Genomic DNA, 26,218 nt, shown 5'->3' with positions numbered 1-26,218 from the left:
GCGCTGGCGCATTATTGCTTGCTGGAGCGATAATGGCATCCCGAGTGCGCCTCCCTGCTGACTATATGGATTCAAGCATCACCCCCGGCCTGTTGATTCTGCACGGCAACCAGATGGAACTGCTGCGCGCGGCGGTGTTCCAGTGGCTGCGCCAGCACCCGCTGGCGCCCCTGGAATCGGACATTTTCCTGGTCCAGTCGAACGGCGTGGCCGAGTGGCTCAAGATTGCGCTGGCCGAGGAAATGGGCGTGTGCGCCGCCAACCGCGTGGCGCTGCCGGCGCGATTCCTGTGGGAAACTTATCGCGGCATGCTGGGGCGCGAGCGCGTGCCGCGCATCTCCGCCTTCGATAAAGGCCCGCTCACGTGGCGGCTGATGCGCTTGCTGCCCACGCTCTTGTCTGACGAGTTGTTCGCGCCGCTGCGCCATTTCCTGGGCGACGGCGACCCCGAGCGCCGCCTGCAGCTGGCCGAGCGCCTGGCCGACTTGTTCGACCAGTACCAGGTCTACCGCGCCGACTGGCTCACCGACTGGGCCGCCGGGCGCGACGCGCTGCGCAACGCGCGCGGCGAGAGCGTGGCGCTGGCGCCGGACCAGCGGTGGCAGGGCGCGCTGTGGCGCGCGGTGATCGCCAGCGTGCCGGAACAGGAGCGCGCCCTGGGCCGCGCCGACGTGCACACCGAATTCGTGGCGGCCGCTGCCAGCGGCGCCGCGCCGCAGGGCAAGCTGCCGCGCCGCATCGTGCTGTTCGGCGTGTCCGCGCTGCCTTACCAGACCTTGCAGGCGCTGGCCTCGCTGGCGCGCTACACGCAGGTGGTGCTGGCCGTGCCCAATCCCTGCCAGTTCTACTGGGGCGACATTATCGAAGGACGCGACCTGCTGCGCAGCGCGCACCGCCGCCAGCAGCTGCGCAACGGCGTGGACCTGGGCTTGATACCGCTGGAGGAACTGCACGCGCACAGCCATCCGCTGCTGGCGAGCTGGGGCCGCCAGGGGCGCGACTTCGTGCGCATGCTGGACGAATTCGACGTGGCCGCGAACGAGGCCGCGCAGCTGGCGCAGGAGCAGGGCAAGGATGAAGATAGGGGCGCCGTGGCGCCGCTGCGCGTGGACCTGTTCAGCGACGGCGAAGGCGAGACCATGCTGGCGCAGATGCAGGCCGCCGTGCGCGACCTGCTGCCGCTGTCCGACCACCATTATCCGCCGCCGCCGGACAGCGACCGCTCCATCGAGCTGCACGTGGCGCACAGCGTGCAGCGCGAGGTGGAGGTGCTGCACGACCAGCTGCTGGCCATGTTCGCCGCCGCCCAGCACACGGACCGCCCGCTGCGCCCGCGCGACGTGGTGGTGATGGTGCCGGACATCGACGTCTTCAGCGCCGCCATCCACGCCGTCTTCGCGCAGCACCGGCGCAGCGACCCGCGCTACATCCCGTTTGAAATCGGCGACGTGAACGACCGCAGCGTCAACCCGCTGCTGGTGGCGCTGGAGTGGCTGCTGCGCCTGCCGCAGCAGCGCTGCCGCCAGAGCGAGGTGCGCGACCTGCTGGACGTGCCCGCGCTGGCGGCGCGCTTCGGCCTGTCGGAGGACGACCTGCCCACGCTGGGCCTGTGGATAGAAGGCGCGGGCGTGCGCTGGGGGCTGGACCAGCAGCACCGCTCCGGCCTCGGCCTGGCCCCGGCCGGCGAGCAGAACGCCTGGATCTTCGGCGTGCGGCGCATGCTGCTGGGCTATGCCAGCGGCCGCGACACCGCTTTCGGCGGCATAGAATCCTACGGCGAAGTGGGCGGGCTGGATGCGGCGCTGGCCGGATCGCTGGCGCAGCTGGTGGAGGCGCTGCTGCACTGGCGCGCCCTGCTGGCGCAGCCGCGCTCCCCGGCCGAGTGGGGCGTGCAGGCGCGCGCGCTGCTGGCTGCCTTCTTCGACGCGCGCGAGGAGGGCGACCGCCTCACGCTGGCGCTGCTGGACGACACGCTGAACCACTGGCTGGAAACCTGCGAAGGCGCGGGCTTCGACGAGGCCGTGCCGCTGGCGGTGCTGCGCGAGTCCTGGCTGGGCGCGCTGGACGAGCCCACGCTGGACCACCAGTTCGTGTCGGGCGGCGTGACCTTTTGCACGCTGATGCCGATGCGCGCGGTGCCGTTCCGCGTGGTTTGCCTGCTGGGCATGAATGACGGCGACTTCCCGCGCCGCGCCCGCAAGGCCGACTTCGACCTGCTGGCGCTGCCCGGCATGGCCCGCCCCGGCGACCGCTCGCGCCGCGACGACGACCGCTACCTGATGCTGGAAGCCGTGCTGGCGGCGCGCGACAAGCTGTATATCAGCTGGGTGGGCCGCCACGTGCGCGACAACAGCGAACAGCCGCCGTCCGTGCTGGTGGCGCAGCTGTGCGACTATCTGAAGGCGGGCTGGCAGGTGGATCTGGCCAGGCGCACGACCGAACACGCGCTGCAGCCCTTCAGCCGCCGCTACTTCGAAGCGGGCGGCCTGCTGACCTATGCGGGCGAATGGCGCAAGGCGCACGCGGCCGACAATGCCGCCGATGCCGCCGATGCCGGCCAAGCTGCGGCCCCGCCATCCGCCGTCCTCCCGCCCTACGAGCTGGACCCGAACTTCCGCCTGCGCCTGAACCAGCTGGCCAGCTTCATGCGCCAGCCGGTGCGCTACTTCTTCCGCCAGCGCCTGGGCGTGATGTTCGCGGAAGCGGCCGTGGTGGGCGAGGACGAGGAGCCGTTCGCGCTGAACGCCCTGCAGCGCTACCAGCTGGAAGACATGATGCTGGACGACAGCGGCGAACCCGAACCGATGGCCGACGTGCGCGCCAACCTCACCGAGCGCGCCGAGCAGCTTGGCCGCGAAGGCCGCCTGCCGATAGGCCTGATCGGCAAGCAGGAGCAGCTGAAACTTGTGGAGGCGCTGGTGCCGGTGCGCACCGCCTGGCTGCAGCTGTGCGCGCGCTACCCGCTGCCCGCGCCCAAGCTGCCGGTCAGCCTGGCGTTCGGCGGCGTGCCTTTGGAAGACTGGGTGGACCAGCTGCGCAGCAACGGCGCCGAAAAGGTCTGGCTGGCGCAGATGTCGTCCAAGGCGGCCAGTAAATCCCGCGAAGAATACAAGGGCCGGGGCGACAAGCTGATCGCCATGTGGCTGCGCCAGCTCGCTGCGGCGGCGCAGGGCGAGTCCGTCACCGGCTACCTGGTGGCGCGCGACGTGATCGTGAAAATGGCGCCGCTGGAACTGCAGCCCGCGCGCGACGCGCTGGAGCGGCTGGTGGCGATCTGGCGCGACGGCATGAACCGTCCGCTGCCCACCGCCTGCAAGACCGGCCTTGCGCTGGTGCAGGGCGGCGATCCGCGCGCCACCTACGACGGCGGCTTTGAAGTCAGCGGCGAGAACGAGGACTTGTGCCTGGCCCGCCTGTGGCCGGACTTCGCCGCCCTGGCCGCCGAGCCGGAATGGACCGACGTGGCGCAGGAACTGTATGGCCCGCTGGCGGACTGGATCGCCGGCCAGATAACGATTACGCCCATCGCAGGCGAGGACGAACAATGAGCTTGCTCGCACCACTGACCTTTCCGCTGCACGGCTCGCGCCTGATCGAGGCCAGCGCCGGCACCGGCAAAACCTGGACCATCGCCGCGCTGTATGTGCGCCTGGTGCTGGGCCACGGCGGCGAGCAGGCCTACGGCCGCCCGCTGCTGCCGGCCGACATCCTGGTGATGACCTTCACCCGCGCCGCCACGCGCGAGCTGTCCAACCGCGTGCGCGAACGCCTGATCGAGGCGGCCGCGTATTTCCGGGGCCAGTCCGGCAAGCAGGACGGCTACCTGGACGCGCTGCTGGAGTCCTACCCTTCGCACGCGGAACAGCAGCAGGCCGCGCACCGGCTCATGCTGGCGGCGGAAACGATGGACGAAGCGGCCATCTTCACGATTGACGCCTGGTGCCAGCGCATGCTGCGCGAGCACGCTTTCGACAGCGGCAGCCTGTTCGACGAGGAATTGGTGGGCGACGAGGGCGCGCTGTTCGAGGACGCGGCGCACGACTATTGGCGCCAGCATGTGTATCCGCTGAAGGAGGCCGCGCTGGGCCAGTTGCTGCGCTGCTGGACGGACGTGGAAGCGCTCAAGCGCAGCGTGCGCGAGCTGTCGCGCCGCAGCGAATTCATCGCCGAGGCGGGCGAGGGCGGCGCGCCGGCGGACGAGGCGCTGGACGCGCTGATCGCCCGCGTGCTGCGCACCCAGCGTTCGCAGCTGCTGGAGCTGAAGGACGGCTGGAGCGAGCGCGCCAACCGCATGGAGCAGTGGATAGCGCAGCAGCGCGGCGCCGCGCCCAAGTGCTTCAACGGCGTGAAGATGAAGCCGGAATCGCTGGTCAAATGGTTCGACGGCCTGCGCGCCTGGGCGCAGGACGACTACATGGTCTTCCCCGATATTTCGGACACGGCCTGGCGCCGCCTCACGCCGGACGGCATCGCAGACGCCTGCGCCAAAGGCTACAGCCCGTCCATCCCGGACGACTTCGAGGCCACCGCGCTGCTGGCCGAAGGCCTGAAAGCCATCGAGCCGCTGGAGCATCCGCTGTACCGCCACGCGGCGGCGGCCATTGCGCGCCGCATGGCGGAGCTGAAGCGGCGCACGCGCCAGTTCGGCTTTGCCGACATGCTGGAGCGCCTGCGCGCGGCGCTGCTGGGCGAGAACGGCGCCGCGCTGCGCAAGCGCATCACCGAGCAGTATCCGGTGGCCATGGTGGACGAGTTCCAGGATACCGCGCCCATCCAGTACCAGATTTTCGACCAGCTGTACCGCGTGGCCGACAACGCGCCGGAGACGGGGCTGTTCATGATCGGCGATCCCAAGCAGTCCATCTACGGCTTCCGCGGCGCGGACATCCACAGCTACCTGTCGGCGCGGCGCGCCACGGAGGGGCGGCACTACCAGCTGGGCACCAACTTCCGTTCCACGGAGGCGCTGGTGGCGGCGGTCAACCAGGTTTTCCTGTACGCGGAAGGCGCGGCGCCGGGCGAAGGCCAGCCGCGCGGCGCGTTCCGCTTCCGCAAGCCGGACGGCGCCAATCCGCTGCCTTTCGACGCGGTGGGCGCGAACGGCCGCAAGGAGCGCCTGGTGGGCGCGCATGGGCAACTGGAAGCGCTGATGGTGAGCTGCAGCCAGGCCGACGACATGAAGGCGGACGGCTACCGCGAGTTCTTCGCCTGGCACTGCGCCGAGCACATCACGGCTATGCTGAACGACCCGCAGGCGGGTTTCGAGGGGCCGGATGGCTTCAAACGCCTGCAGCCGGCGGATATCGCGGTGCTGGTGCGGGACGGGAAGGAGGCGGCGGCGATACGGCGCGCGCTGCAAAGGCGCAAGGTCATCAGCGTTTATTTGTCGGACAAGGACTCGGTGCTGGAGAGCGAGGAGGCGGCCGACGTGTTGCGCTGGCTATCGGCGCTGGCCAATCCGCTGGACGGCGCGCTGGCGCGGGCCGCTTTCGCCACCCGCACGGCGGGCCTGCCGCTGGCCGAGCTGGCGCGCCTTTCGGCGGACGAACTGGCGTGGGAGCAGCGCGTGGAGCAGCTTAAGGCGCTGCATATTATCTGGCAGCGCCAGGGCGTGCTGGCCATGCTGCGGCGCTTCATCCACGAACTGAATCTGCCGGCGGCCTTGCTGGCGCAGGCGGGCGGCGAGCGCAGGCTGACCAATCTGCTGCACCTGGCCGAGCTGCTGCAGTCGGCCAGCCGCCAGCTGGACGGCGAGCAGGCGCTGATACGCTGGCTGGCCGAGCAGGTGGAAGGCGGCGGCGAGGGCGGCGACGAGCGCGTGCTGCGGCTGGAAAGCGACGCGGAACTGGTGCAGGTGGTGACGGTGCACAAGTCCAAGGGCCTGGAGTATCCGCTGGTGTACCTGCCGTTCGCCACCACGGCGCGCAAGGTGGACCGGCGCAACCGCAGCTTCTTCGAATACACCGGCGAGGACGGCAGGCGCAGGATAGACATGTCGCTGTCGGAAGAGGCGCTGGAGGCGGCCGAGGCGGCGCGCCTGGAGGAAGACTTGCGCCTGCTGTACGTGGCGCTGACGCGTCCGCGCCATTTCCTGTGGCTGGGCGTGGCCGCGCGCGGCGCCAGCGCGCTGCATGACTCGGCGCTGGGCTATCTGCTCACCGGCGGCGAGCCGCTGCCGGGCGCGGAACTGCTGGCGCGCTGGGAGCAGGTGAAAGCCGGCTGCGCGGCCATCTCGGTGCGCGCGCTGGAGCAGGCGGGCGCGTTGACGGTGCTGAACCGCGTGGAGCAGCGCCCGCAACTGGTGGACGCGCAGCGCTTCGAAGGCGACTTCGAGCGCGACTGGTCGGTGGGCAGCTTTACCTCGCTGGCGCGGCGCGGCAACGCCCCGGCCTACGGCGGCGGTGCTGTGCCCGGCCCGGCGGCGGGCGCCGTGGCCAGCCAGCCCGGCAGCCGCCATGTGCCGCGCAGCGCGGTGGAGGAAAAGCTGCTGGAAGGGCTGGAGGCCGCGCCTGCCATCCGTCCGGAGGACGCCCCCTGGCACCGCTTCCCGCGCGGCTCGGTGCCGGGCAATTTCCTGCACGAGCAGCTGGAGTGGATGGGGCAGGAAGGCTTCGGCGAGGTGCACGATGCGCACTTCGACACCCGCCTGCTGCGCCGCATCGAGCGCGCAGGCTGGTCCAACCGCCAGGACGACACGCTGGCCTGGCTGCGCGCCATCGCCACCACGCCGCTGCCGCAGCTGGGGGCGTCGCTGTCCGAACTGGACGGGGTGCTGCCGGAGATGGAATTCTGGTTCCCCAGCGAGCGCCTGAGCACCGGCGCGCTGGACCGCCTGTGCCGCCGCCACCTGCTGCAAGGCGTGGCGCGGCCCTTGCTGCCCGAGCGCCAGCTGCACGGCATGCTGAAAGGCTTTACCGACCTGGTGTTCGAGCACGAAGGCCGCTACTGGGTGCTGGACTACAAATCGAACGCGCTGGGCGCGGGCGACGCTGCCTACCACACGCAGGCGCTGGCGGCCGGCATGGCCGAGCACCGCTACGACATCCAGGGCGCGATCTATATGCAGGCGCTGCACCGGCTGCTGCGCAACCGCATGGGCGGCGACTATGATCCCGCGCAGCACCTTGGCGGCGCGGTCTTCTTCTTCCTGCGCGGCATAGGCAATGTCCACACGCGCGGCTGCTACCTGCTGGAGCCGGCTCCGGAACTGCTGGACGGGCTGGACGAATTATTGAGCGAGACTGAGCGAGGCACCACAGTTTGAACACCACCGACGACACCCACTGCGCCGCGCTGCTGGCCCGGATCGACGCGCTGACCGAAGCGGGGCAGCTGCGCCGCCTGAGCGGCGCGTTCGCGCGCTTTATCGCCTCGCTGGGCCACGGCTCGCCGCCGCTGATGCTGGCCTGCGTGCTGCTGTCCGAGCTGGAAGGGCGGGGCCACAGCTGTTTGCTGCTGTCCGAGCTGGCCGGCGACCCGCGCGCGCTGCTGGGCTGGAGCGAAGAGGACTGGAGCGCTTTGCGCACCAGCGCCGGGCCGCTGCCCAAGTCCGTCGCCGCGTGGAACGCCATGCTGTACCAGTGCGACCAGGTGTGGCCGGTGCAGGACCTGGATTTCCAGCAGCCGCTGGTGCTGGACGGCGAGCGCCTCTACCTGCGCCGCTACTGGCGCGACGAGACCACCGTGGCGCGCGCCGTGCGCGAGCGCGCCGCCGCGCCGCGCCTGGTGGACGTTGGCCGCGTGCGCCACTGGCTGGACACGCTGTTCCACCACGCGCCGCGCGAGGGCGGGCCGGACTGGCAGAAGATCGCCTGCGCGGCGGCCCTGCGCAGCAACCTGGGCATCATCACCGGCGGGCCGGGCACCGGCAAGACCTACACCGTGGCGCGCCTGCTGGCGCTGCTGTTCGCCACGGCGGGCGGCGCCAGCGGGGCGGACCTGGGCAGCTCGGCGGGCGGCGTGCGCATTGCGCTGGCCGCGCCCACCGGCAAGGCGGCGGCGCGGCTCAAGCAGTCGATCGACAACGCGCTGGAGGAACTGGCCGGACGCGTGCCCGAACTGCGGCTGCCGGAACTGGCGGCCCGCATGGGCGCGGCGCGCACCCTGCATAGCCTGCTGGGCGCGCGTCCGGACACGCGCAGCTTTGTCCACCACCGGGGCAATCCGCTGGACGTGGACGTGCTGATCGTCGACGAGGCGTCCATGGTGCACCTGGAGATGATGGCGGCGCTGCTGGACGCGCTGCCGCCCAACGCGCGCCTGATATTGCTGGGCGACAAGGACCAGCTGGCGTCGGTGGAAGCCGGCGCGGTGCTCGGCGACTTGTGCCACGACGCGCAGGCCGGGGGCTACAGCGCCGCCACGGTGGACTACATCCGCGCCGCCACGGGGCAGGAGATCCCGCCCGGCTTCCAGGGCGCGGCCGGTCCGCTGGCGCAACAGACCGTGATGCTGCGCGAGAGCCGCCGCTTCGGCGGGCCTATCGGGCAGCTGGCGCTGGCCGTCAACGCCGGCGACGCGGCGGCCGCGCGCGCAGCGCTGGCTTCGGACAGCGGCGGCAAGCTGTCCTGGATCGATCCGGCGCAGCAGCAGGACGTGTTGCAGCTGGCGCTGGCCGGCTACCAGGACTACCTGCGCATGATAGCCAGGGCCGGCGCGGGCGCCGACATCGGCGGCGAAGAGCATGACGCCTGGGTGCTGCAGGTGCTGCGCAGCTTCGAAGCGTTCCGCATCCTGTGCGCGGTGCGCGAGGGGGAGTGGGGCGTGACGGGGCTGAACGAGGCCATCGAACAGCGGCTGGAGGCGGCGGGGCTGCTGCGCAAGCGCGGCGAGTGGTATGTGGGGCGGCCGGTCATGGTCACGCGCAACGACTACGGCACCGGCGTGTTCAACGGCGATATCGGCCTGACCCTGCCCGATCCGGCGCGGGCCGGCTCGCTGCGCGTGTATTTCAGCGAGGGCGCCAGCATCCGCAGCGTACTGGCCACGCGGCTGCGCCAGGTCGAAACGGCGTTCGCCATGACGGTGCACAAATCGCAGGGGTCGGAGTTTGCGCACACGGTGGTGGCGCTGCCGCGCGAAGGAGGCGCGGTGCTGGCGCGCGAGCTGGTCTACACCGGCATCACGCGCGCCAAGGAACACTTCACTTTATGCACGCCGTCGGCGGCGGTGCTGGACAGCGCCATCGCCCAGCGTACGCAGCGCGCGAGCGGCCTGCGTACGCTGATCAGCGAATAAGGCTATCAGGACGCGCGGCGGCGGCGCGGGCTCTTGGCCACCGGCGCCTTCTTGCGGCTGGAAGCGCGCATCACGCGCGGTTTTTCTTCCTCGCCGCCGGAGATGAAGCGGCGGATGTTGAAGGCGTCCATCAGGCGGGCCGAGTTGGCCTTGGCGTTGAGCAGCACGACGGTGGCGTTCTTGCCGGCCGAGGTGATGCGCATGATCAGGCAGCGGCCCGCTTCTTCGGTGTAGCCGGTCTTGGACATGCCGATGTCCCAGCCCTTGGCCCCCACCAGGCGGTTGGTGTTGTGGTACTCCACCTGGCGGCCCTTGATCTTGATGACGTCCTTCTTGTCCGTGGTGATGCGGCGGATGTCTTCGTAGCGGGCGGCGGCGGCGGCCATCTTCACCAGGTCGGCGGCGGTCGATTTATTGTTGGGCGACAGGCCGGTCGGCTCCTCGATCACGGTCTGGGTCATGCCCAGCGCGCGGATCTTGGCGTTCACGGCGGCCTTGAAGGCCGGCATGCCGCCCGGATAGGTGCGGCCCAGCGAGGCGGCGGCGCGGTTGTCCGAGGACATCAGCGCGAGCTGCAGCACGTCGCCGCGCGAGATGGTGGCGCCCACCGGCACGCGCGAGGTGCTGTGCTTGAGCGTGTCGACGTCGACCTTGTCGATCTCGATTTCCTCGTCCATGTTCTGCTTGGCGTCCAGCACCACCATGGCGGTCATCAGCTTGGTCAGCGACGCGATCGGCACCACCGCGTTGGCGTTCTTTTCAACCAGGATTTTGCCGGTGTCGTCTTCGACCACCAGCACCGACTGCGAGCCGAGCGGCATCGCCATAGCGGCGGCGCTCAAGGACATCAGCAGGGCAACTACTGTTTTCTTGATCATGTTTTTGTCTTCGGAAAGAGGGTATTCGGGCGGGGACGGCGGGACAGAAGTTTTCTATCTGTGCGGCAACGTTTTCCCAAGATCGACAATACAGGAAATCGACTAACTCGTCTATTGAAACCAGCCCCGGCCGCAGGCGCGGGACGAAAAAAAGCCCCGCAGAGGCTCTGCGGGGCCGGGGTGTGGCGAAAATGTTCGCTGGGGCTTACTTGGTGGCGAAAATCTTGTCGAATTCGCCGCCGTCGTCAAAGTGCTTCTTCTGGGCGGCGCGCCAGCCGCCGAACACCGTGTCCACGCTCAGCAGGGTAATTGGCTTGAAGGTGGCGGCGTATTTCTTGGCCACCGCTTCCGAGGTCGGGCGCAGGTAGTGCTTGGCCAGGATTTCCTGGCCGGCGTCCGAGTACAGGAAGTTCAGGTAGGCGGTCGCTTCCTTGCGCAGGCCGCGCTTGTCGACCACCTTGTCCACCACCGCCACCGGCGATTCGGCCAGGATGGAGACGGCCGGATACACCACTTCGAAGTTGTCGCCGAACTCGGTGCGCACCAGCTGCACTTCGTTTTCAAACGTCACCAGCACGTCGCCGATCTGGCGCTGGGTGAAGGTGGTGGTGGCGGCGCGGCCGCCGGTGTCCATCACCGGCACGTTCTTGAAGATCTTGCCTACCAGCTCGCGCGCCTGCGCTTCGGTGCCGCCTTTTTTCAGCACCGAGCCCCACGCGGCCAGGTAGGTGTAGCGGCCGTTGCCGGAGGTCTTGGGATTCGGGATCACCACTTTCACGTCCGGCTTGGCCAGGTCGGTCCAGTCCTTGATCTGCTTGGGATTGCCCTTGCGCACCAGGTAGACCACGGTGGAGTAGAACGGCGCGGCGCCGTGCGGGAATTTGGCTTTCCAGTCGGCGGCCACCAGGCCGCGGTCGGCCAGCAGGTCCACGTCGTTGGCCTGGTTCATGGTCACCACCGACGCTTCCAGGCCGTCGGCCACGGCGCGGGCCTGCTTGGACGAGCCGCCGTGCGACTGGTTCACCGTCACCGTGGCGCCGGTCTTCTGCTTGTAGTCGGCGATGAAGGCCGGGTTGATATCCTTGAACACTTCGCGCATCACGTCGTAGGAGACGTTCAGCAGCACCGGGTCGGCGGCCCAGACGTTGCCGCCCAGCGGCAGCGTGGCGGCGGCGATGGCGGCCAGCAGGCTGCGGCGTTGTAAATTACTTGCGCTAAATACGGAATTTTTCTTAGACATGGTTTGCTTTCGTAAAAAACATATATGCATGGTCTATAATTTCTGCCCGAAAAGATACGAATTGTTTGTAATATGCTTAGACTATAAGCGCTGCCTGGCGGTCTTGCCACCGGCCCGACGGTTTTTCCGGCGCTGGTGTATAGTCGGGCTGTGACGCCGCCGGGCGGGTAATTTTTTTGAACACACATGAGTCTTGAAATTCGTATTGCTGCACCGGAGGACGCTTTTGCAGCGTGCACAGTGCTGCGCCGTTCCATCACCGAGTGCTGCGTGGCCGACCATAAGGACGACCCTGCCATCCTGGGCGCATGGCTGGGCAACAAGACACCGCAGACCGTGGCAAGCTGGTTCGAATCCCCCACCAATTATTCGCTGGTGGCGCTGAAGGACGGCGCCGTGATCGGCGTGTCGCTGCTGACCGGCGCCGGCAAGCTGGCGCTGTGCTACCTGCTGCCGGAGGCGCGCGGCCTGGGCGCCGGCAAGGCCATGTTGGCCAAGGTGGAGGAGACCGCCTGCAACTGGGGCGTGAAGGCGGTGCAGCTGCACAGCACGGCCACCGGCGAGGAATTCTTCGCCAGCCAGGGCTATGTGCGCTCCGGCCACGTCCGTTCGCCGTATGGCGTGGACACCATCTTCTTCTGGAAGCAGCTCGACCGCGGCGCGGCGCCCGACACCAGCCAGCGCAAGCGCTTCTGCAACTGCAATTCGGCCTGAAGCCGCCTTCGACCATCCCATGACCGATATCGCTGTCTCCCGCCAGGACATTTTCCCCACCACGCTGTGGTCTTTCGATTTGAGTTTTTTGCAGCCGCATTTCCCCGTGTGGCTGAACGCGGTGCAGCAATGGCGCGCGGCGCAGCCGCAGCCTGCCGGCGGCAGCATGCGCAGGGGATGGAACAGCAGTGCCAGCCTGTTCGAGCAGGCGGCGTTCGCGCCGCTGCACGAGGCGGCGCAGGCCTGCTTCGGCCAGGCTTTGCAGGAGATGCAGCTGCCGGGCGCGGTGCGCTTCCGCATGGAGGGCTGGCTGGAGGTGCATGAGCAGGGCAGCTTCAATATGCCGCATGTGCATGCCAACCGTTTGCTGAGCGGATGCTTTTATCTGCAGGCGCCGCCGCAGTGCGGCCCGCTGCTGTTCCGCGATCCGCGCCCGGCGGTGGCGCTGGGACAGGTCGCGGGGCGGGGCGTCAACGGCGGCGGCCTTACGGCGGCGCAGCCGAGCGCGGGGCAGTTGCTGGTGTTTCCGAACTGGCTGGAACAGCAGCTGGAACCGCACGCGGGCGGCGCGCCGCGCGTGACCATCGGCATCAACGCTGTCGCCGCCTAGCCGTTCGCTGTCAGCACAGGGCGCAGGGCCGGCCCGCGCCGGCTTCGCTCCGGCTGCCGCGCGCGCTCAGCGCCGCGCCGTCCAGCACTTTTCCATCCACGAACATTTTCAATTCGCCCGGTACGAAGGCCACCCAGCTTTCATTGGACGTGAGCGGCTCGGTGGCGATCACGGCCATGCGGTCGTCCAGGCCGTGGTGGTTGCGGAAGTCTATGCTGCGCTCGCAGTCCACCAGGCTGGCCACCGAAAAGGGGTAGGCGCGCGCCACGTAGTGCAGGCGGGTGGAGCAGTGCGCGAACAGCGTTTCGCCGTTGGACAGCAGGAAGTTGAAGCTGCCGTGCACGGCGATCTCGGCGCTCAGTTCATGCACCGCCACATATAGCGCACGCCGGCTGGGCGCGCTGCGGAAGCGGTCGGCCAGGCCGGACATCAAATGGCAGAAGGCGCGTTCGCTGTCGGTGTCGCCTTCGGGCGTGTAGGCGCCGGCGTCGGGGGAAAAGCTTTTCAGGTCGCCGTTGTGCGCGAAGGACCAGGACTCGGCGTCCCCGTCCGCCCCCACAGCTCGCGTGTGAACGGGTGGCTGTTCTCCAGCGCCACGCGGCCCTGCGTGGCCTTGCGGATGTGGGCCACCACGTTGCTGGCCTTGATGCGGCGGCGCTTGATGCGCTCGGCCAGCGGCGATTCGATGGTGGCGCGTTCCTCGGTGTACAAACGGCAGCCGCGCCGCGTGTGGAAGGCGATGCCCCAGCCGTCCTTGTGCTCGCCGGTGCGGCCGCCCCGTTCGGCAAAGCCGGCAAAGGAGAAGCGCAGGTCGGCGGGTTTGCTGCTGTTCATTCCGAGTAGCTGGCACATGGCGGCGGCGCTGGTGGGCGGTAGTTGCTGATGGGCTTACGATACCGGCGCGCCATAGGGCCGGGAACGAATGTTTCAGCATATGCATATACGCGGCTTGAAATGCCTGTTTCATGCGTATTCCGCATATGGAATGGCGAAACCATTCCTTCTGGCGCGGACGGCGCTCGGCTAACCTGGCGGCATATCAGCAATTGGAGCACCGCATGACTTACCCCGTACTAAAGCAATACCTGGCGCGCCTGTCCGGCCAGGACAGCACTACCACCAGCATCTGGCTGGACGCGGACGGCCGCGCCCAGGGCCGCTTTTTCAATTGCACCATGACCAGCGCCTTCCAGCCGGTGCGCGACCTGGCACGGGGCGGGGTGGTGGCTTACGAGGGGTTGGCGCGCAGCGTGTCGGCGGCGGACGAGGGCTTGTCGCTGTGGCGCTTGCTGGACCATGCGGCCAGCGACGACGAGTCCGTGGAGCTGGACCGCCTGTGCCGCATGCTGCATGCGATTAACTTCTTCCGCCAGGACGACAATGCCGGAGCGGACCTGTATCTGAACGTGCACGACAGGCTGCTGAGCGCGGTCAGCAGCAATCACGGCTACGCCTTCCAGCGCATCCTGGACGCGCTGGACCTGCCGATAGGGCGCATCGTGCTGCTGCTGCCGACGGTGACGGCGCAGCAGGGCTGGCTGCTGAGCTATGTGGCGGACAACTACCGCCGCAACGGTTTCCGCTTCGCGGTCAACGCCGCCAGCGCGCGCGAGGGGCTGCATCTGCTGGAGCGGGTGCGGCCGGACGTGATACGGCTGGACGCGCGCGGCTTGGCGGACGAAGCGGGCCTGGCGGGCTTGCTGGAGCGCGCCGCGCAGGCTGGGACGCGGGTGGTGTTCAAGCGGATGGAGACACCGGAAGCGCTGCAGGCGCTGCAGCGCATCGGCGCCGCATCGGGGCAGGCGCTGCTGGCCCAGGGCTTCCTGCTGGACGTGCCGCGCACGGCGCTGCTGCATGCAGGGGAGACGCTGGCCGCCGCCGCTTGAATGGCGGGTTAGGCGCAGGGCGCCGTAACCCGCCATGCCACGCCGCCGCTTAAATTTTTCTTAAACCTGCAGCGCATACTTAAAGAGGTTTCTCAACTCCCTCTGCTATACGCTATAGTAATCAATATCGTTACACTGGAATTGCTATGGTTACTCGCAGGGATATCTTACAGACAGGATTTGGGCTGACCGCCGCCAGTTTCATCGGCGTGCCGCTGCTGGGATGCGCGTCAGCGCCGGCCAAGGCGGTGGCGAAAGCCAAGCCCGCCGCCGTCCGTCCTGCGGTGCAGACGGCTTCGGCAGTGGCACCGGCCCCGGCCCAGGTCCAGCCCGCATTGCAAACCGAGCTGGAGCCGCCGCCCGATATCTTCGACGCGCAGCTGCTGGACATGGAATTCTGGCTCAAGCCGCGCACGCTCACCGTGACGCGGCCCGCCAGCGGCGAGAAGGCCCGCCTGCTGTACTGGAAGGACGGCGAGGTGATCGACGCGGCCTACCAGGAGCTGTGCCATCTGCTGCGCGACGTGAACGGCAAGCAGACCGCGCCCATCGATCCCAAGCTGCTGGAAACGCTGTGGGGCACGCAGGCTTTCGTGGCGCGCTACGGCATCGAGAGCCCGGTGGAGATCCTGTCCGGCTACCGCACGCCGGATTCCAACAAGCGCCTGATCGAGCAGGGCGTGCCCGCCGCGCGGCAGTCGCTGCATATCCAGGGCAAGGCGGCCGATATCCGCATCCCCAATCTGAACGCCGAGGTGCTGGGCGGGCTGGTGCGCAGCTTCCGCCAGGGCGGCGTGGGCTATTACTACCGCAACACGCCGCAGGGCGGCTGGATCCACGCGGACACCGGCCTGAAGCGCACCTGGAAAGGCTGACGGGCTTGTATGGCCGCAGCATGACTAATCCCGCGCGCCGGGTTACACTGCCGGATTCGTATAGTTTTACCGACAGGAAATCCATGCAGGACGCAGTAGACGCAGAGAACAACGGCGCGGCCAAACCGCGCTTCCGCCCGGTGCCCTGGAGCGCGCTCGAGAGCCCGGCCGACGTCGAGCTGTGGATAGAAGAGCACAACCTCGCGCTCAAGGAACACATCGCGCCGCATGAAACAGGCTATGGCGTGTGCTTCACGCTGGCCGAGGGCGGCACCATCCATATGCAGACCAGCGCCGACGGCGCCATCATCCTCGACGTGGACGCCGAGGCGGACTGGGTCGCGCCGCTGATCGCGGCCGTGGCGCAGGCCGAGCCGCCGCAGGGCGCCATGTGGGTACTGCCGGACGACAAGCTGGTGCAGCTGATTATGGGCCTGAGCAGCCTGATCGCCACCTCCACCTTGGTGGCGGGCCATCATTTCGGACGCGGCCAGCGCCGCCGCTACTAAAAAACTGATAATAAGGATAAGCATGCGCACTTCCCGATTTTCTTTGAAACTCGCCGCCGCCGGCCTGATGCTGGCGGGCGCCATGGCCGGCGCGCACGCGGCCGACCTGCTCGAGACCGTCAAGGCGCGCGGCGCCATCAAGGTGGCGCTGGAAGGCACTTATCCGCCGTTCAACTACAAAGACCAGAAGACCGGCGAGCTGGCCGGCTTCGACGTGGACGTGGCGCGGCTGATCGCCGGCAAGCTGGGCGTGAAGACCGAATTCGTCACCTCCGAGTGGGCCAGCATCCTGGCCGGACTGCAGGCCGGCAAGTACGACGTGATCGTGTCCCAGGTGACGGTGAACCCCAAGCGCGAGCAGGCCTTTGATTTCTCCGTGCCCTACGAGTATTCGATGCCCCAGCTGGTGGTGCGCAAGGACGAGAAGGCGCAATACGCCACCTTGGCCGACCTGAAAGGCAAGCGCGTGGGCGTGGGCCAGGGCAGCGTGTACGAGCAGCAGGCCAAGGCGGTGCCGGGCATCGAGGTGCGCAGCTATCCGGCCGCGCCGGAAAACCTGCGCGACCTGGCCGTGGGCCGGGTGGACGCGGCGCTGAACGACAGCCTGATGACGGCCTATCTGCTGAAGGCCTCGGACCTGCCGATCAAGGCCGGCGCCAAAGTGGGCAAGGTCGAAAAAGTGGCGGCCGCCTTCAAGAAGGGCAATCCGCAGTTCAAGGCGGCGGTGGACAAGGCGCTGGCCGACGCCGCCGCCGACGGCAGCCTGAAGGCCATTTCGGTGAAATGGTTCGGCGTGGACGTGAGCAAGGCGCCTTAAGCGATGGGGCTGCCGGAGCTGCAGGACTTATTCAGAGAGGCCGCCCCGGTGATGCTGACCGGCGCCGGCTATACGCTGGTGTATGCGGTGGCGTCCATGCTGGGCGGCGTGCTGCTGGGCTTCCCCACGGCCGTGGCGCGCATCCTGCCGTGGAAGCTGCTGGCCTGGCCGGCCGGGCTGTATGTCAGCGTCATGCGCGGCACGCCGCTGCTGGTGCAGATGTTCGTCATTTATTACGGCCTGCCCAGCGTGGGCATAGAATTCACTCCGGTCACGGCCGGCATCCTGGCGCTGAGCCTGAACGCGGGCGCCTATCTGTCGGAGAGCCTGCGCGGCGCCATCCAGAGCGTGGCGCGCGGCCAGTGGTGGGCCAGCTACAGCCTGGGCCTGGGCTACTGGCAGACCCTGCGCCACGTGGTGCTGCCGCAGGCGCTGCGGGTGGCGGTGCCGTCCATGAGCAATACCCTGATCAGCCTGATCAAGGACACCTCGCTGGTGTCCGTGATCACCATGACCGAGCTGATGCTCACCACCAAGGAGCTGATCGCCACCACCTTCCAGCCGCTGCCGCTGTATCTGGCGGCCGCGGCCATCTACTGGGTGCTGAGCCTGGGATTCGAAACGCTGCAGCGCCGCGCCGAGCGCCACCTGAACCGCGCGCACGCGCGCTAGGTTTGTGGCGTAGCGTCCCCGCTTGCCGGGCCGGCTGGCTCGACATTGCCAAAGCACCATGTTAGTCTAGGCTACATGGATAAGGACACGCACGTTCCCGCAGCCGAAGCCGCTCCGCCGGTTCTTGGGCCTGTTTTTGGCGGCCTGGCCAGCGTGCGCGTGCACGATGCCGCGCTGTCCGGCGCTGGAACGGATGGCGAGGACGGCCTGGCGTTCAGCCCCGAGCGTCTGCGCTACGAGCAGGAGCAGGGCTACTTCAACGACATCTACCTGTTGGCCCCGGTGGGCTATTTCGTGCTGGCCTTCGACACCACCTTGCTGCAGATGAACCTGGTGGGCGCCGACCTGCTGGGCCTGCAGCGCAGCAATCCCGGCCGCGCCAAATTCCGCGACTACGTGGCGCCGCGCTTCCTGGCCGACTTCGACGCCTTTGTGCACGGTGCGCTCAACTCGAGCTCGCCGCAGCGCTGCGACCTGCAGATGACGCGCGGACGCGCCGGCGAGCAGGGCTATCCTGTCACGCTGCGGGCCAGCGCGGACGGCAGCGGCCAGGCCTTCCGCCTCGTGCTGGAACTGGCCGAGGGCAAGCTGGCCGCGCTGGAACGCAGCGAGGAGCGCTTCCGCCGCATCGTGCACAGCGCGCAGGAAGGCATCTGGGAGATCGATGCGCAGTCCTGCACCTCCTTTGTCAATCCCAAGATGGCCAGCATGCTGGGCTATCCCATCGAGGACATCGTCGAGCAGCCGCTGGTGGCGTTCATGGACGACGAAGGCCGCGCCATCCTGGAGCGCAATATCGCGCAGCGCCAGCAGGGCGCCGGCAGCGAACGGCACGAATTCAAATTCATCCGGCGCGACGGCAGCGCGTTGTGGACCACGCTGGTCACCAACCCCATCTTCGACGCCAGGGGCGTCTACCTGGGCGCGCTGGCGCTGGTGACCGACATCAGCGCCAGCAAGGCCTCGTCCGACCTGATCTGGCACCAGGCCAATTTCGACGCGCTCACGGCCTTGCCCAACCGGCATATGTTCCAGGACAGGCTGGGCCAGGAAATGAAGAAGGCCAAGCGCGAAGGGCTGACACTGGCGCTGCTGTTCATCGACCTGGACCAGTTCAAGCAGGTCAACGACACGCTGGGCCACGAGCAGGGCGACGCGCTGCTGGTGCAGGCGGCGGCCCGCATTTCGGACTGCGTGCGCGCCTCGGACACGCTGGCGCGCCTGGGCGGCGACGAGTTCACGGTGATCCTGGCCGGGCTGGAGCAGGTCGCCAGCGCCGAGCGCGTGGCGCAGAATATCGTGGCGGCGCTGGCCCGGCCATTCGCGCTGGGCGGCGAGCAGGGCGAGGTGTCGGCCAGCATCGGCATCGCCTGCTATCCGGCCGACGCGGCCACGCCCGAGGAGCTGCTGCGGCACGCCGACCAGGCCATGTACGCGGCCAAGAAGGCCGGCCGCAGCCGCTACCACTATTTCACCCAGGACCTGCAGCTGGCCGCGCAGCACCGCCAGCGCCTGGCGGCCGACCTGCGCAGCGCGCTGGCGGCCGGCGAGTTCGAACTGGCCTACCAGCCCATCGTCAACCTGGCCAGCGGCGTGATCGAGCGCGCCGAGGCGCTGCTGCGCTGGCGCCACCCGCAGCGCGGCGTGCTGCATCCGGGCGAGTTTATCGAACACGCCGAGCACAGCGGCCTGATCGTGGAAATCGGCGACTGGGTGTTCCGGCGCGCGGCCGACCAGGCCAAGCAGTTCCAGAGCGCGCTGGGGCGCCCCTTCCAGATCAGCGTGAACCAGTCGCCGGTGCAGTTCCGGGGCGACCCGGCCTGGTGCCAGGGCTGGCTCGAGTACGTGGCCAGGCTGGACCTGGCGCCGCGCAGCATCGTCATCGACGTGACCGAGGGCATCCTGCTGGACGGCGCGGCCGAAGTGCTGCAGCGCCTGCGCAGCTACCGCGAAATGGGCTTGCAGGTGGCGCTGGACGACTTCGGCACCGGCTACGCTTCGCTGTCCCACCTGAAGACCTTCGACATCGACTTCCTCAAGCTGGACCGGGTCTTCGTGCAGGACATGGCGGGCGATTCGGGCGACCTGGCGCTGTGCGAGGCCATCGTGGTGATGGCGCACAAGCTGGGGCTGACGGTGGTGGCCGAAGGCGTGGAGACGGCGGCGCAGCAGGCGCTGCTGGTGCAGGCCGGCTGCGACTATGCGCAGGGCTACGTGTTTGCGCACGCGCTGGCGCCGGACGAGCTGCTGGCGCTGGCGCGCAGCGGCGTGCCGCTGATAGGGAAGTAAGGAAGGGCGCCTAGCGCAGGCCCAGCAGCGCCATCACGCGTTCGCGGTTGATGCCGGTCAGCGCCGAGGTCAGGCTCAGCAGGGAAGCGTAGCTGGGTTCGTTGGCCGCCACGACGAAGTTCTGCGCCGCCTGGTCCATGCCGGCCGCGCTCACCTGCGGCATGGCCGACACGGCGCGCGCGCTGGCGTCGCTCAGGGCCAGGTTGACCTTGGCCAGCGCCGCTTCCACGTGGTTCAGCGCCTGGATCACCTGGCTCAGGGTCTGGCGGATGGCGTCGGCGTCGCTGGTGCTCCAGGTTTCCGGCGCGATGGCCGGCGCTTCCGGTTCGGTGCGCACGCGGTGCAGCTGGCCGGTGGGGAAGCGGATGCCGCCGCCCTGGATGGCCATGGTGTCGCGCACATTGGCCCAGGCCGATTCCGGCACGGCGAATTCCAGATCGCCGTTGTCGCCCATGCCCACGCTGATATTGACCGGCACCAGCGCCTGGTTGAAGCGCTGCAGGATTTCCTCGTCCGACAGCCCTGGTTCCAGCGCCACCGAGCGCAGGCCGGCCGCGCCGCCGCCGACCGCGATGGCCAGCGTTTCACGCGCGCCACTGCGCAGATTGGCCATATTCATGCCGCGCACCTTGAAGCGCTGCATGGACTGGCTGGAGTTGTAACCGAGCTGGCTGTCCAAGGTCCCCCCCGACGCATCCTGGCGGTTGCGCCAGGTGTCGCTGAACTGGCGCACGCGCGCCTCCACCTGGCCGTCGCGGCCGGCGCGGCTGGCCAGCTTGGCGCTCAGTTCGGCCTTCAGCATGCGCAGCTGCGCCGCGCTCTGCTCCAGGAAGTCCACCGCCTGCTGGGCGCCGGAAATATCGCTCTGCAAAGGCTGGTCCCAGTTGCTCACGCCGCGGCGCGGCGCCGGGGCGGCGGCGCTGACGCCGGGCGCAGGCGCGCCTACCGGCGCCGCCAGCGTGGTCTCGTCGACCTTGCTGGTGGAGCTGGTATTGCCGGCGGCGAGGCCGCTGGAACTGGGGCGCGGAGCGATTTGCATGCGGATTACAGTACGTTAAACAGGGACAGGTTGCTTACCTTGGCATAGGCCTTGTAAGTGGATTGTAATGCAATATTGTAACCGTTTAGCTCGGTCGCGGCGACACCGTAGTCGAGCTTGCCGATATCGGTCAGCGCCATCTGGTTCGACAGGCTGACGTTGCTGTGGTTGTCCTTCAGCGTGGCCAGGATGTTCTGCGAGCCGCCGAAGGCCGCGATCTTGCTCGACACCAGGGTCATGGTGTCGTCCGAGCCGTCCAGCGCGCCTTGCAGCAGGGCGCGCATGGTGGGATCGTTGGGCGACACGCCCGCCACGGTCAGGCCATCGAGCACGGAGTCGATCTGGTTCAGAAAGGTTTCCAGGCCCTGCACATCCACGTTGGCGGTCTGCGCGATGCCGTTGCCGACCACGACTTCCTGCTTGCCGTTGTTGCCGGCGTAGCTGTAGCGCGCGCCCGGCGCCGCACTGGCGTCGAAGCTGATGGCCGGCGTGGTGGTGAGGGTGCCCGAGAAAATGTATTTGCCTTCCTGGTCCTTGACGTTGGCGCTGTAGAGCATACTTTCGCGCAGCGACTGCAGCGAGGTGACCATGGACTGCAAGTCGTCCGGCGTGGTGCTGCCGCCGTCCAGCGCCCACACCATCAGGTCGCGCACCTGGTTGACGTCGCCGACCACGCTGGTCAGATAGGTCTCGTTCTTTTGCAGGCGGATCTGCACCGCGTCGATATTGGCGGTGTACTGGCCGATGATGGCTTCTTCGCGGTTCAGGCGCGAAATGCGCACATTCGACACCGGATCGTCGGACGGCACCTGGATGCGCGCGCCCGAGGCCATTTGCGCGGTCAGGCGGTTCACCGCGTCCTGGTTGTAGGACAGCGAGCGGTTCATCACGGCTTGGGTCTGGGAAGTGGCGATACGCATGGCGGCCCTCTTAGTTGAACATCGCCAAGGTGGCGTCGAACAGGTTGTTGGCCACTGCCAGCACTTTCATGTTGGCCTGGTACATATTCTGGAACTCCACCAGGTTGATCGCTTCCTCGTCCTGGTTCACGCCGCTGGTCGATTTCCAGTCATCCTCGGACTGCTGGCGGATGGTGGTGGCCGTTTTCAGCAGCGCCTGGTTTTGCTGGCTGTCGATGCCCAGCTTGCCCACCAGCTGGGTGTCGGCGTCGCCCACCAGCACCGAGCCGATGGAGGTCAGCGTGACGGGCTGGTTCTTGATGGTGATGAGCTGCTGCAGATTGGCGCTGTCGCCCGGCGTGCCGTCGGCCGAGAAGGCCAGGTCGGAGGCCTGGAAGGCCGGGTCGATCTGCAGCATGCCTGTGGTGCTGGCGGCGTTGAAGGAGAACAGGTCCTTGCCCGGGTTGCCGGCCGTGTCGAAACCGGCGCGCAGCTGGGTGTTGACCTTGTCGGCCATCTGCTCGGCCAGGTCCTTGATCGACTGCTGCAGCGGCTGCAGGATGTTTTTGTCGTAGTCGGCCAGGCCGCCCATCTGGCCGCCCACCTTGGTGTCGTCCAGCTGGAACTGCGAATTGCCGAATTTGAGCGTGAGCACCGGGTCGCCGGCGGTGCTGACCAGGGACACGGTGCTGGCCAGGTTGCCCACCACCAGCGGCTGGCCGGTGCGCATGGAGACGCTGCGCGAGCCGTCCGGCTGGTCGATCACTTCGATCGACACCATGGAGGCCAGCTGGTCGATCGCCATGTCGCGCTCGTCGACCAGGGCCGAGGTGTTGGTGCCGCCGGCGGCCGCGCCCGCGATGCCTTCATTCAGGCGAGCGATATTGGCCAGGGTCTGGTTCATCGACGGCAGCAGGGCGTCGCGCTGCTGGCGCACGGACAGGCGCTGGTTGGCCGTCACGTTGTAGATGCTGTTGAAGTGCTGCGACATGGAGTTGGCCGCCGTCACCACCTGCTGGCGCAGCGGGGTCGAGGTCGGGTCCACGCCGGCCGCGTTGAGGGCCTTGAAGAACTCGTCCACGCCGTTGCTCAGGCCGGACTTGTCGTCGCCCATCACGCGTTCGAGCTGCGACAGGTAGGGCTGGGTCTGGCTGTGCGCGCCCAGGTCGGAGGCCGCGCGCCACATCTGCTGGTTCTTGTAGGAGTCGGAGAAACGCAGCAAACCGCCCACTTGCACGCCTTCGCCGGCCTGTTTCGAGCCGAGGCCGGGCGCCATGGCATTGAGGAGCACGCCCTGGCGGGTGTAGCCCTTCGTCTGCAAGTTGGCAATGTTTTGGCTGGTGGTGTTGAGGGCCGTTTGGGCGGCGATCGAACCGGACAGCGCGTTGCTGAGTATGCTCATTGGTGCTGGTCTTTCCTGGTGTAGGCTTGGACCAGTTGCTTTAAAGCATCATCACTGGTCCGTTAACTGATAAAGGCGACCACTTTTCATGTGGGATTAAATATTTTTGCCAGTATTTGCTACAGGCGCCAGCGGCATGGGGACGCCGGGCTGGTGGGCGGGAGCCGGTGCGGCCGGCAGCAGCTGGCGCAGGATGGCGTCGGCCACGCCGAAGGCGCGCTGGCCGGCCATCTGGTCGGCCACCAGGTTGTCGGCCATGTCCAGCATGTCGCGGTTGATGCTGTCCTTGTGTTCCTCGTCCTTGAGCGCCTCGGTGGAGCTGCGCATGCGGTGCAGCATGTCGCCGATAAAGAAGGACTCGAACTTGACGGCCGCCTCGGTGGCCTTGGCGCGGTAGTGGGCGGCGGCCGGATCGGCGTCGGCCTCGGCGGCGGCGGCGTTGGCCACCGGCGCCAGCGCGGGCTGGTCGGACCGGCCTATGCTGAACTGGCGCGGGAGGATGGGGGCGAAGCGGTCCATGGCGTGCTTTCTATTAGATGACGACCAGTTCGCCTTCGATGGCGCCGGCCTGGTCCAGCGCCTGCAGGATGGCCATGATGTCGTCCGGCGAGGCGCCCAGCGAGTTGACGGTGTCGATAATGGTTTGCAGCTTGGCGCCGGCCGGCCACTTGAACATCTGGCCCGAGCCCTGGTCCACGCTGACGTTGGACTGCGGCGTGACCTGGGTGCTGCCCTGGCCGAAGGCGTTCGGCTGGCTGACCTTGGACGATTCCGAGATCACCACCTTCAGCGAGCCGTGGGTGACGGCGGCGGCGCGCACGCGCAGGCCCTCGGCGATCACCACGGTGCCGGTGCGCGAGTTGAACACCACTTTCGGGTTCTCGTCGCCCACTTCGATGGGCAGGGTTTCCAGCTTGGCCATGAAGGCCACGCGCTGGGTCGGATTCTCGGGCGCCACCACGTCCACGCTGGTGGCGTCGGTGGTGCTGGCGATGTCGCCGAATTTCTTGTTGATGGACTCCACGATATTGGTGGCGGTCTGGAAATGCGGGTGGCGCAGCGACAGGCGCACGGTGGGCTTGGTGGCGAAGTCGCTGGCGATTTCGCGCTCGATGGTGGCGCCGTTCGGAATCCGGCCCGAGGTGGGCGTGTTCACCGTCACCGACGAGCCGCTCTTGCCGGCGGCGGACAGGCCGCCCACCACCACATTGCCCTGGGCCAGCGCGTAGACCTCGTTGTCGGCCGCGCGCAGCGGGGTCAGCAGCAGGGCGCCGCCGCGCAGGCTCTTGGCGTCGCCCAGCGAGGACACGGTGATGTCGATGGCCTGGCCGCGCCGGTAGCCCGGCGGAAACACGGCGCTGACCATGACGGTGGCCACGTTCTTGCTTTTCGCGTCGGTGCCGTCCGGCACTTTCACGCCGAACTGCTTGAGCATATTGATCACGGACTGGCTGGAGAACTTGACCTGGGTCGAGTCGCCGCTGCCGTTCAGGCCCACCACCAGGCCGTAGCCCACCAGCGGGTTGTCGCGCACGCCCTCGATGCTGACCAGGTTGCGCAGCGTCTGCGCGGCCTGGGCCGGCTGGGCGGACAGCACGCCCAGCAGCGCGGTGCAGGCGAGGGCGGCGGAGAAGAGCGAGGTGCGGAAGGAGGTGCGGCGCATGGTGCTACCTTAGAACGGCATGTAGGGACTGCTGAAGAAACGCGTCAGCCAGCCCGGGGAGTTGGCGTCGGCCAGGGTGCCCTGGCCGGAATAGGCGATGCGCGCGTTGGCGATGCGCAGCGAGGACACGCGGTTGTCGGCGTCGATGTCGGCCGCGCGCACATAGCCGCGCAGGCGCACGAATTCTTCGCCCTGGTTCAAGGTCAGCATTTTTTCGCCGGCCAGGCGCAGCAGGCCGTTCGGCATGACTTCCTGCACGATCACGGTGATGGCGCCGGACAGCGCATTCTGCTGGGTGCTGGTGGCGTCGCCCTGGAAGGTGCGGCCGGCGTTCAGGTCGATGCCGGCCTTGGGGCGCACCTTGCCCAGCAGGCTGGGCGCAGCCACGCTGACGCCGGAGTCCTTCTTGAAGGAGGTGCCGGCGCTCTTCGAGGCCTGGGTGGTCTCTTCCAGCAGCACGGTGACCACGTCGCCGACGCGGAAGGCGCGGCTGTCCGAGGTCAGCGAGACGCCGGAGTCGGCGGCGTACACGCCGCCGGAGGTGCCGCGCGGGGCGGCCGAGCGCGCCATGGTGGGCGCCTCGTCGAACGGCCCCGGCCGAACGGCCGGCGGCTGGATGGCGGCGCAGCCGCCCAGCAGCAGCGCGGCCAGGACGGGCAGGGCGGTTTTCATCAGCGTGCCGCCTGCGACAGGTACTGCAGCATATTGTCGGCGGCGGTCAGCACCTTGGTGTTCATCTCGTAGGTGCGCTGGGCGGCGATCATGTCCACCATTTCTTCCACCACCTGCACGTTGGAGCCTTCCAGCGCGCCCTGCTTCAGCTTGCCGAACTGGTCGGTGCCTGGATTGCCTTCGGTCGGCGCGCCGGAGGCGGCGGTTTCGGCAAACAGGTTCTCGCCCAGGGCCTGCAGGCCGGTCGGGTTGATAAACGAGGTCAGGGTCAGCTGGCCCAGCACGGTGGGGGCGGCGGTGCCGGCCACGGTGGCCGAGACCACGCCGTTTTCCGCGATGGTGATGGCGGTGGCGTTGGCCGGAATGGTGATCTGCGGCACCAGCGGCAGGCCGGCGCTGTTGACCAGGATGCCGTTCTGGTCGGGCTGCAGCTGGCCGGCGCGGGTGTAGGCCGGTTCGCCGTCCGGGCGGCGCACCTGGAAGAAGCCGTTGCCGTTGATGGCCACGTCGAGCGCGTTGGTGGTGTTCTGGATATTGCCGTTGGTGAAGATCTTCTGCGTGCCCACCAGCTGCACGCCGTTGCCCAGCTGCACGCCGGACGGCGCCAGCGTGTTGTTGCCGGCGCGCTGGGCGCCCGGCTGCTGCTCGATCGAGTAGAACAGGTCCTGGAAGGCGACGCGGTCGCGCTTGAAGCCGACGGTGTTGGCGTTGGCCAGGTTGTTGGCGATGGTTTGCAGCTTGGCGTCCTGCGCCTGCACACCGGTCTTGCTGATCCACATTGCTGGATTCATGATAACTCCTTGATAGTCCTGTCGT

General features: G+C 68.0%; 22 protein-coding genes. 11 read left to right on the top strand and 11 right to left on the bottom strand.

Going from position 1 to position 26,218, the window contains the following annotated elements:
- Positions 1-65: 65 nt before the first annotated feature.
- From recC to recD, 3 genes are read left to right on the top strand one after another with little or no spacing between them, the layout of a single operon-like run.
- Complete coding sequence (gene recC, locus KT882_RS20255; RefSeq protein ID WP_228896723.1) at positions 66-3,548, top strand: exodeoxyribonuclease V subunit gamma; 3,483 nt, start codon at positions 66-68, stop codon at positions 3,546-3,548.
- Entirely contained in the window at positions 3,545-7,264 is a 3,720-nt protein-coding gene (gene recB, locus KT882_RS20250; protein WP_228893139.1) for an exodeoxyribonuclease V subunit beta, read from the top strand. The genes recC and recB overlap by 4 nt, the downstream gene beginning before the upstream one ends.
- On the top strand, positions 7,261-9,237 hold the full coding sequence (gene recD, locus KT882_RS20245; protein WP_161070747.1) for an exodeoxyribonuclease V subunit alpha: 1,977 nt from the start codon (positions 7,261-7,263) through the stop codon (positions 9,235-9,237). Before recB ends, recD begins: the two co-directional genes overlap by 4 nt.
- Positions 9,238-9,242: 5 nt before the next feature.
- On the opposite strand, the gene KT882_RS20240 is transcribed toward recD, so the two are convergent.
- Together KT882_RS20240 and KT882_RS20235 are read right to left on the bottom strand one after the other, a co-directional pair.
- Positions 9,243-10,115, bottom strand: coding sequence for a serine hydrolase (locus tag KT882_RS20240; protein ID WP_161070748.1), 873 nt, complete (start codon positions 10,113-10,115; stop codon positions 9,243-9,245).
- A gap of 205 nt (positions 10,116-10,320) precedes the next feature.
- Positions 10,321-11,355: a sulfate ABC transporter substrate-binding protein gene (locus KT882_RS20235; protein WP_228893138.1), complete on the bottom strand. Its 1,035-nt coding sequence runs from the start codon at positions 11,353-11,355 to the stop codon at positions 10,321-10,323.
- Positions 11,356-11,541: 186 nt separating this feature from the next.
- On the opposite strand from KT882_RS20235, the gene KT882_RS20230 reads away from it, so the two are divergent.
- Positions 11,542-12,069, top strand: coding sequence for a GNAT family N-acetyltransferase (locus KT882_RS20230; protein ID WP_161070750.1), 528 nt, complete (start codon positions 11,542-11,544; stop codon positions 12,067-12,069).
- 19 nt (positions 12,070-12,088) lie between these two features.
- Positions 12,089-12,679, top strand: coding sequence for a putative 2OG-Fe(II) oxygenase (locus tag KT882_RS20225; protein WP_161070751.1), 591 nt, complete (start codon positions 12,089-12,091; stop codon positions 12,677-12,679).
- A 10-nt stretch (positions 12,680-12,689) separates the two neighbouring features.
- Here KT882_RS20225 and KT882_RS20220 read toward each other — a convergent pair whose 3' ends face one another.
- Positions 12,690-13,238 carry a class II glutamine amidotransferase gene (locus KT882_RS20220; RefSeq protein WP_321170275.1) on the bottom strand — a complete coding sequence of 183 codons (549 nt, stop codon included), beginning with the start codon at positions 13,236-13,238 and terminating at the stop codon, positions 12,690-12,692.
- A complete protein-coding gene (locus KT882_RS30820) occupies positions 13,184-13,513 on the bottom strand; it encodes a class II glutamine amidotransferase (RefSeq protein ID WP_308807686.1) in 330 nt (109 codons plus the stop codon). The genes KT882_RS20220 and KT882_RS30820 overlap by 55 nt, the downstream gene beginning before the upstream one ends.
- 224 nt (positions 13,514-13,737) lie before the next feature.
- Between KT882_RS30820 and KT882_RS20215 the strand changes: the two genes are divergently transcribed.
- From KT882_RS20215 to KT882_RS20190, 6 genes are all read left to right on the top strand, one after another.
- Complete coding sequence (locus tag KT882_RS20215) at positions 13,738-14,565, top strand: EAL domain-containing protein (protein ID WP_228893137.1); 828 nt, start codon at positions 13,738-13,740, stop codon at positions 14,563-14,565.
- A gap of 146 nt (positions 14,566-14,711) precedes the next feature.
- Positions 14,712-15,440 (top strand): YcbK family protein, encoded by a 729-nt coding sequence (locus tag KT882_RS20210; protein ID WP_187358592.1) that lies wholly within the window; start codon positions 14,712-14,714, stop codon positions 15,438-15,440.
- A gap of 83 nt (positions 15,441-15,523) precedes the next feature.
- The gene (locus tag KT882_RS20205) at positions 15,524-15,949 is read left to right on the top strand and encodes a hypothetical protein (RefSeq protein ID WP_161070753.1); all 426 of its coding nucleotides are present in this window, start codon (positions 15,524-15,526) and stop codon (positions 15,947-15,949) included.
- A gap of 22 nt (positions 15,950-15,971) precedes the next feature.
- Positions 15,972-16,766, top strand: coding sequence for a transporter substrate-binding domain-containing protein (locus KT882_RS20200; RefSeq protein WP_161070754.1), 795 nt, complete (start codon positions 15,972-15,974; stop codon positions 16,764-16,766).
- 3 nt (positions 16,767-16,769) lie between these two features.
- Positions 16,770-17,438, top strand: coding sequence for an amino acid ABC transporter permease (locus KT882_RS20195; RefSeq protein WP_161070755.1), 669 nt, complete (start codon positions 16,770-16,772; stop codon positions 17,436-17,438).
- Positions 17,439-17,513: 75 nt separating this feature from the next.
- Positions 17,514-19,727: a putative bifunctional diguanylate cyclase/phosphodiesterase gene (locus tag KT882_RS20190; protein ID WP_228893136.1), complete on the top strand. Its 2,214-nt coding sequence runs from the start codon at positions 17,514-17,516 to the stop codon at positions 19,725-19,727.
- Between the two features lie 10 nt (positions 19,728-19,737).
- Here the strand turns inward: KT882_RS20190 and KT882_RS20185 are convergent, their stop codons facing one another.
- The 7 genes from KT882_RS20185 to flgG form a co-directional block, all read right to left on the bottom strand.
- Positions 19,738-20,766, bottom strand: coding sequence for a hypothetical protein (locus tag KT882_RS20185; RefSeq protein ID WP_228893135.1), 1,029 nt, complete (start codon positions 20,764-20,766; stop codon positions 19,738-19,740).
- A gap of 5 nt (positions 20,767-20,771) precedes the next feature.
- The gene (flgL, locus tag KT882_RS20180) at positions 20,772-21,686 is read right to left on the bottom strand and encodes a flagellar hook-associated protein FlgL (RefSeq protein WP_228893134.1); all 915 of its coding nucleotides are present in this window, start codon (positions 21,684-21,686) and stop codon (positions 20,772-20,774) included.
- A 10-nt stretch (positions 21,687-21,696) separates the two neighbouring features.
- Positions 21,697-23,067, bottom strand: a complete 1,371-nt coding sequence (flgK, locus tag KT882_RS20175; protein ID WP_161070759.1) for a flagellar hook-associated protein FlgK — start codon at positions 23,065-23,067, stop codon at positions 21,697-21,699.
- Between the two features lie 96 nt (positions 23,068-23,163).
- The gene (locus KT882_RS20170) at positions 23,164-23,586 is read right to left on the bottom strand and encodes a rod-binding protein (protein ID WP_161070760.1); all 423 of its coding nucleotides are present in this window, start codon (positions 23,584-23,586) and stop codon (positions 23,164-23,166) included.
- A 13-nt stretch (positions 23,587-23,599) separates the two neighbouring features.
- Positions 23,600-24,730, bottom strand: a complete 1,131-nt coding sequence (locus KT882_RS20165) for a flagellar basal body P-ring protein FlgI (RefSeq protein ID WP_161070761.1) — start codon at positions 24,728-24,730, stop codon at positions 23,600-23,602.
- Positions 24,731-24,739: 9 nt separating this feature from the next.
- Positions 24,740-25,402 (bottom strand): flagellar basal body L-ring protein FlgH, encoded by a 663-nt coding sequence (flgH, locus tag KT882_RS20160; protein ID WP_161070762.1) that lies wholly within the window; start codon positions 25,400-25,402, stop codon positions 24,740-24,742.
- On the bottom strand, positions 25,402-26,193 hold the full coding sequence (gene flgG / locus KT882_RS20155; protein WP_187358593.1) for a flagellar basal-body rod protein FlgG: 792 nt from the start codon (positions 26,191-26,193) through the stop codon (positions 25,402-25,404). Before flgG ends, flgH begins: the two co-directional genes overlap by 1 nt.
- Positions 26,194-26,218: the final 25 nt, after the last annotated feature.

Origin of the sequence: Pseudoduganella aquatica (genome assembly GCF_020865585.1) — a bacterium.
In the GTDB taxonomy this organism is placed as follows: Bacteria; Pseudomonadota; Gammaproteobacteria; order Burkholderiales; family Burkholderiaceae_D; genus Rugamonas; species Rugamonas aquatica_A.
The sequence above is the reverse complement of the archived record's forward strand: the minus strand, read 5'-3'. Positions and strand labels throughout refer to the sequence as shown.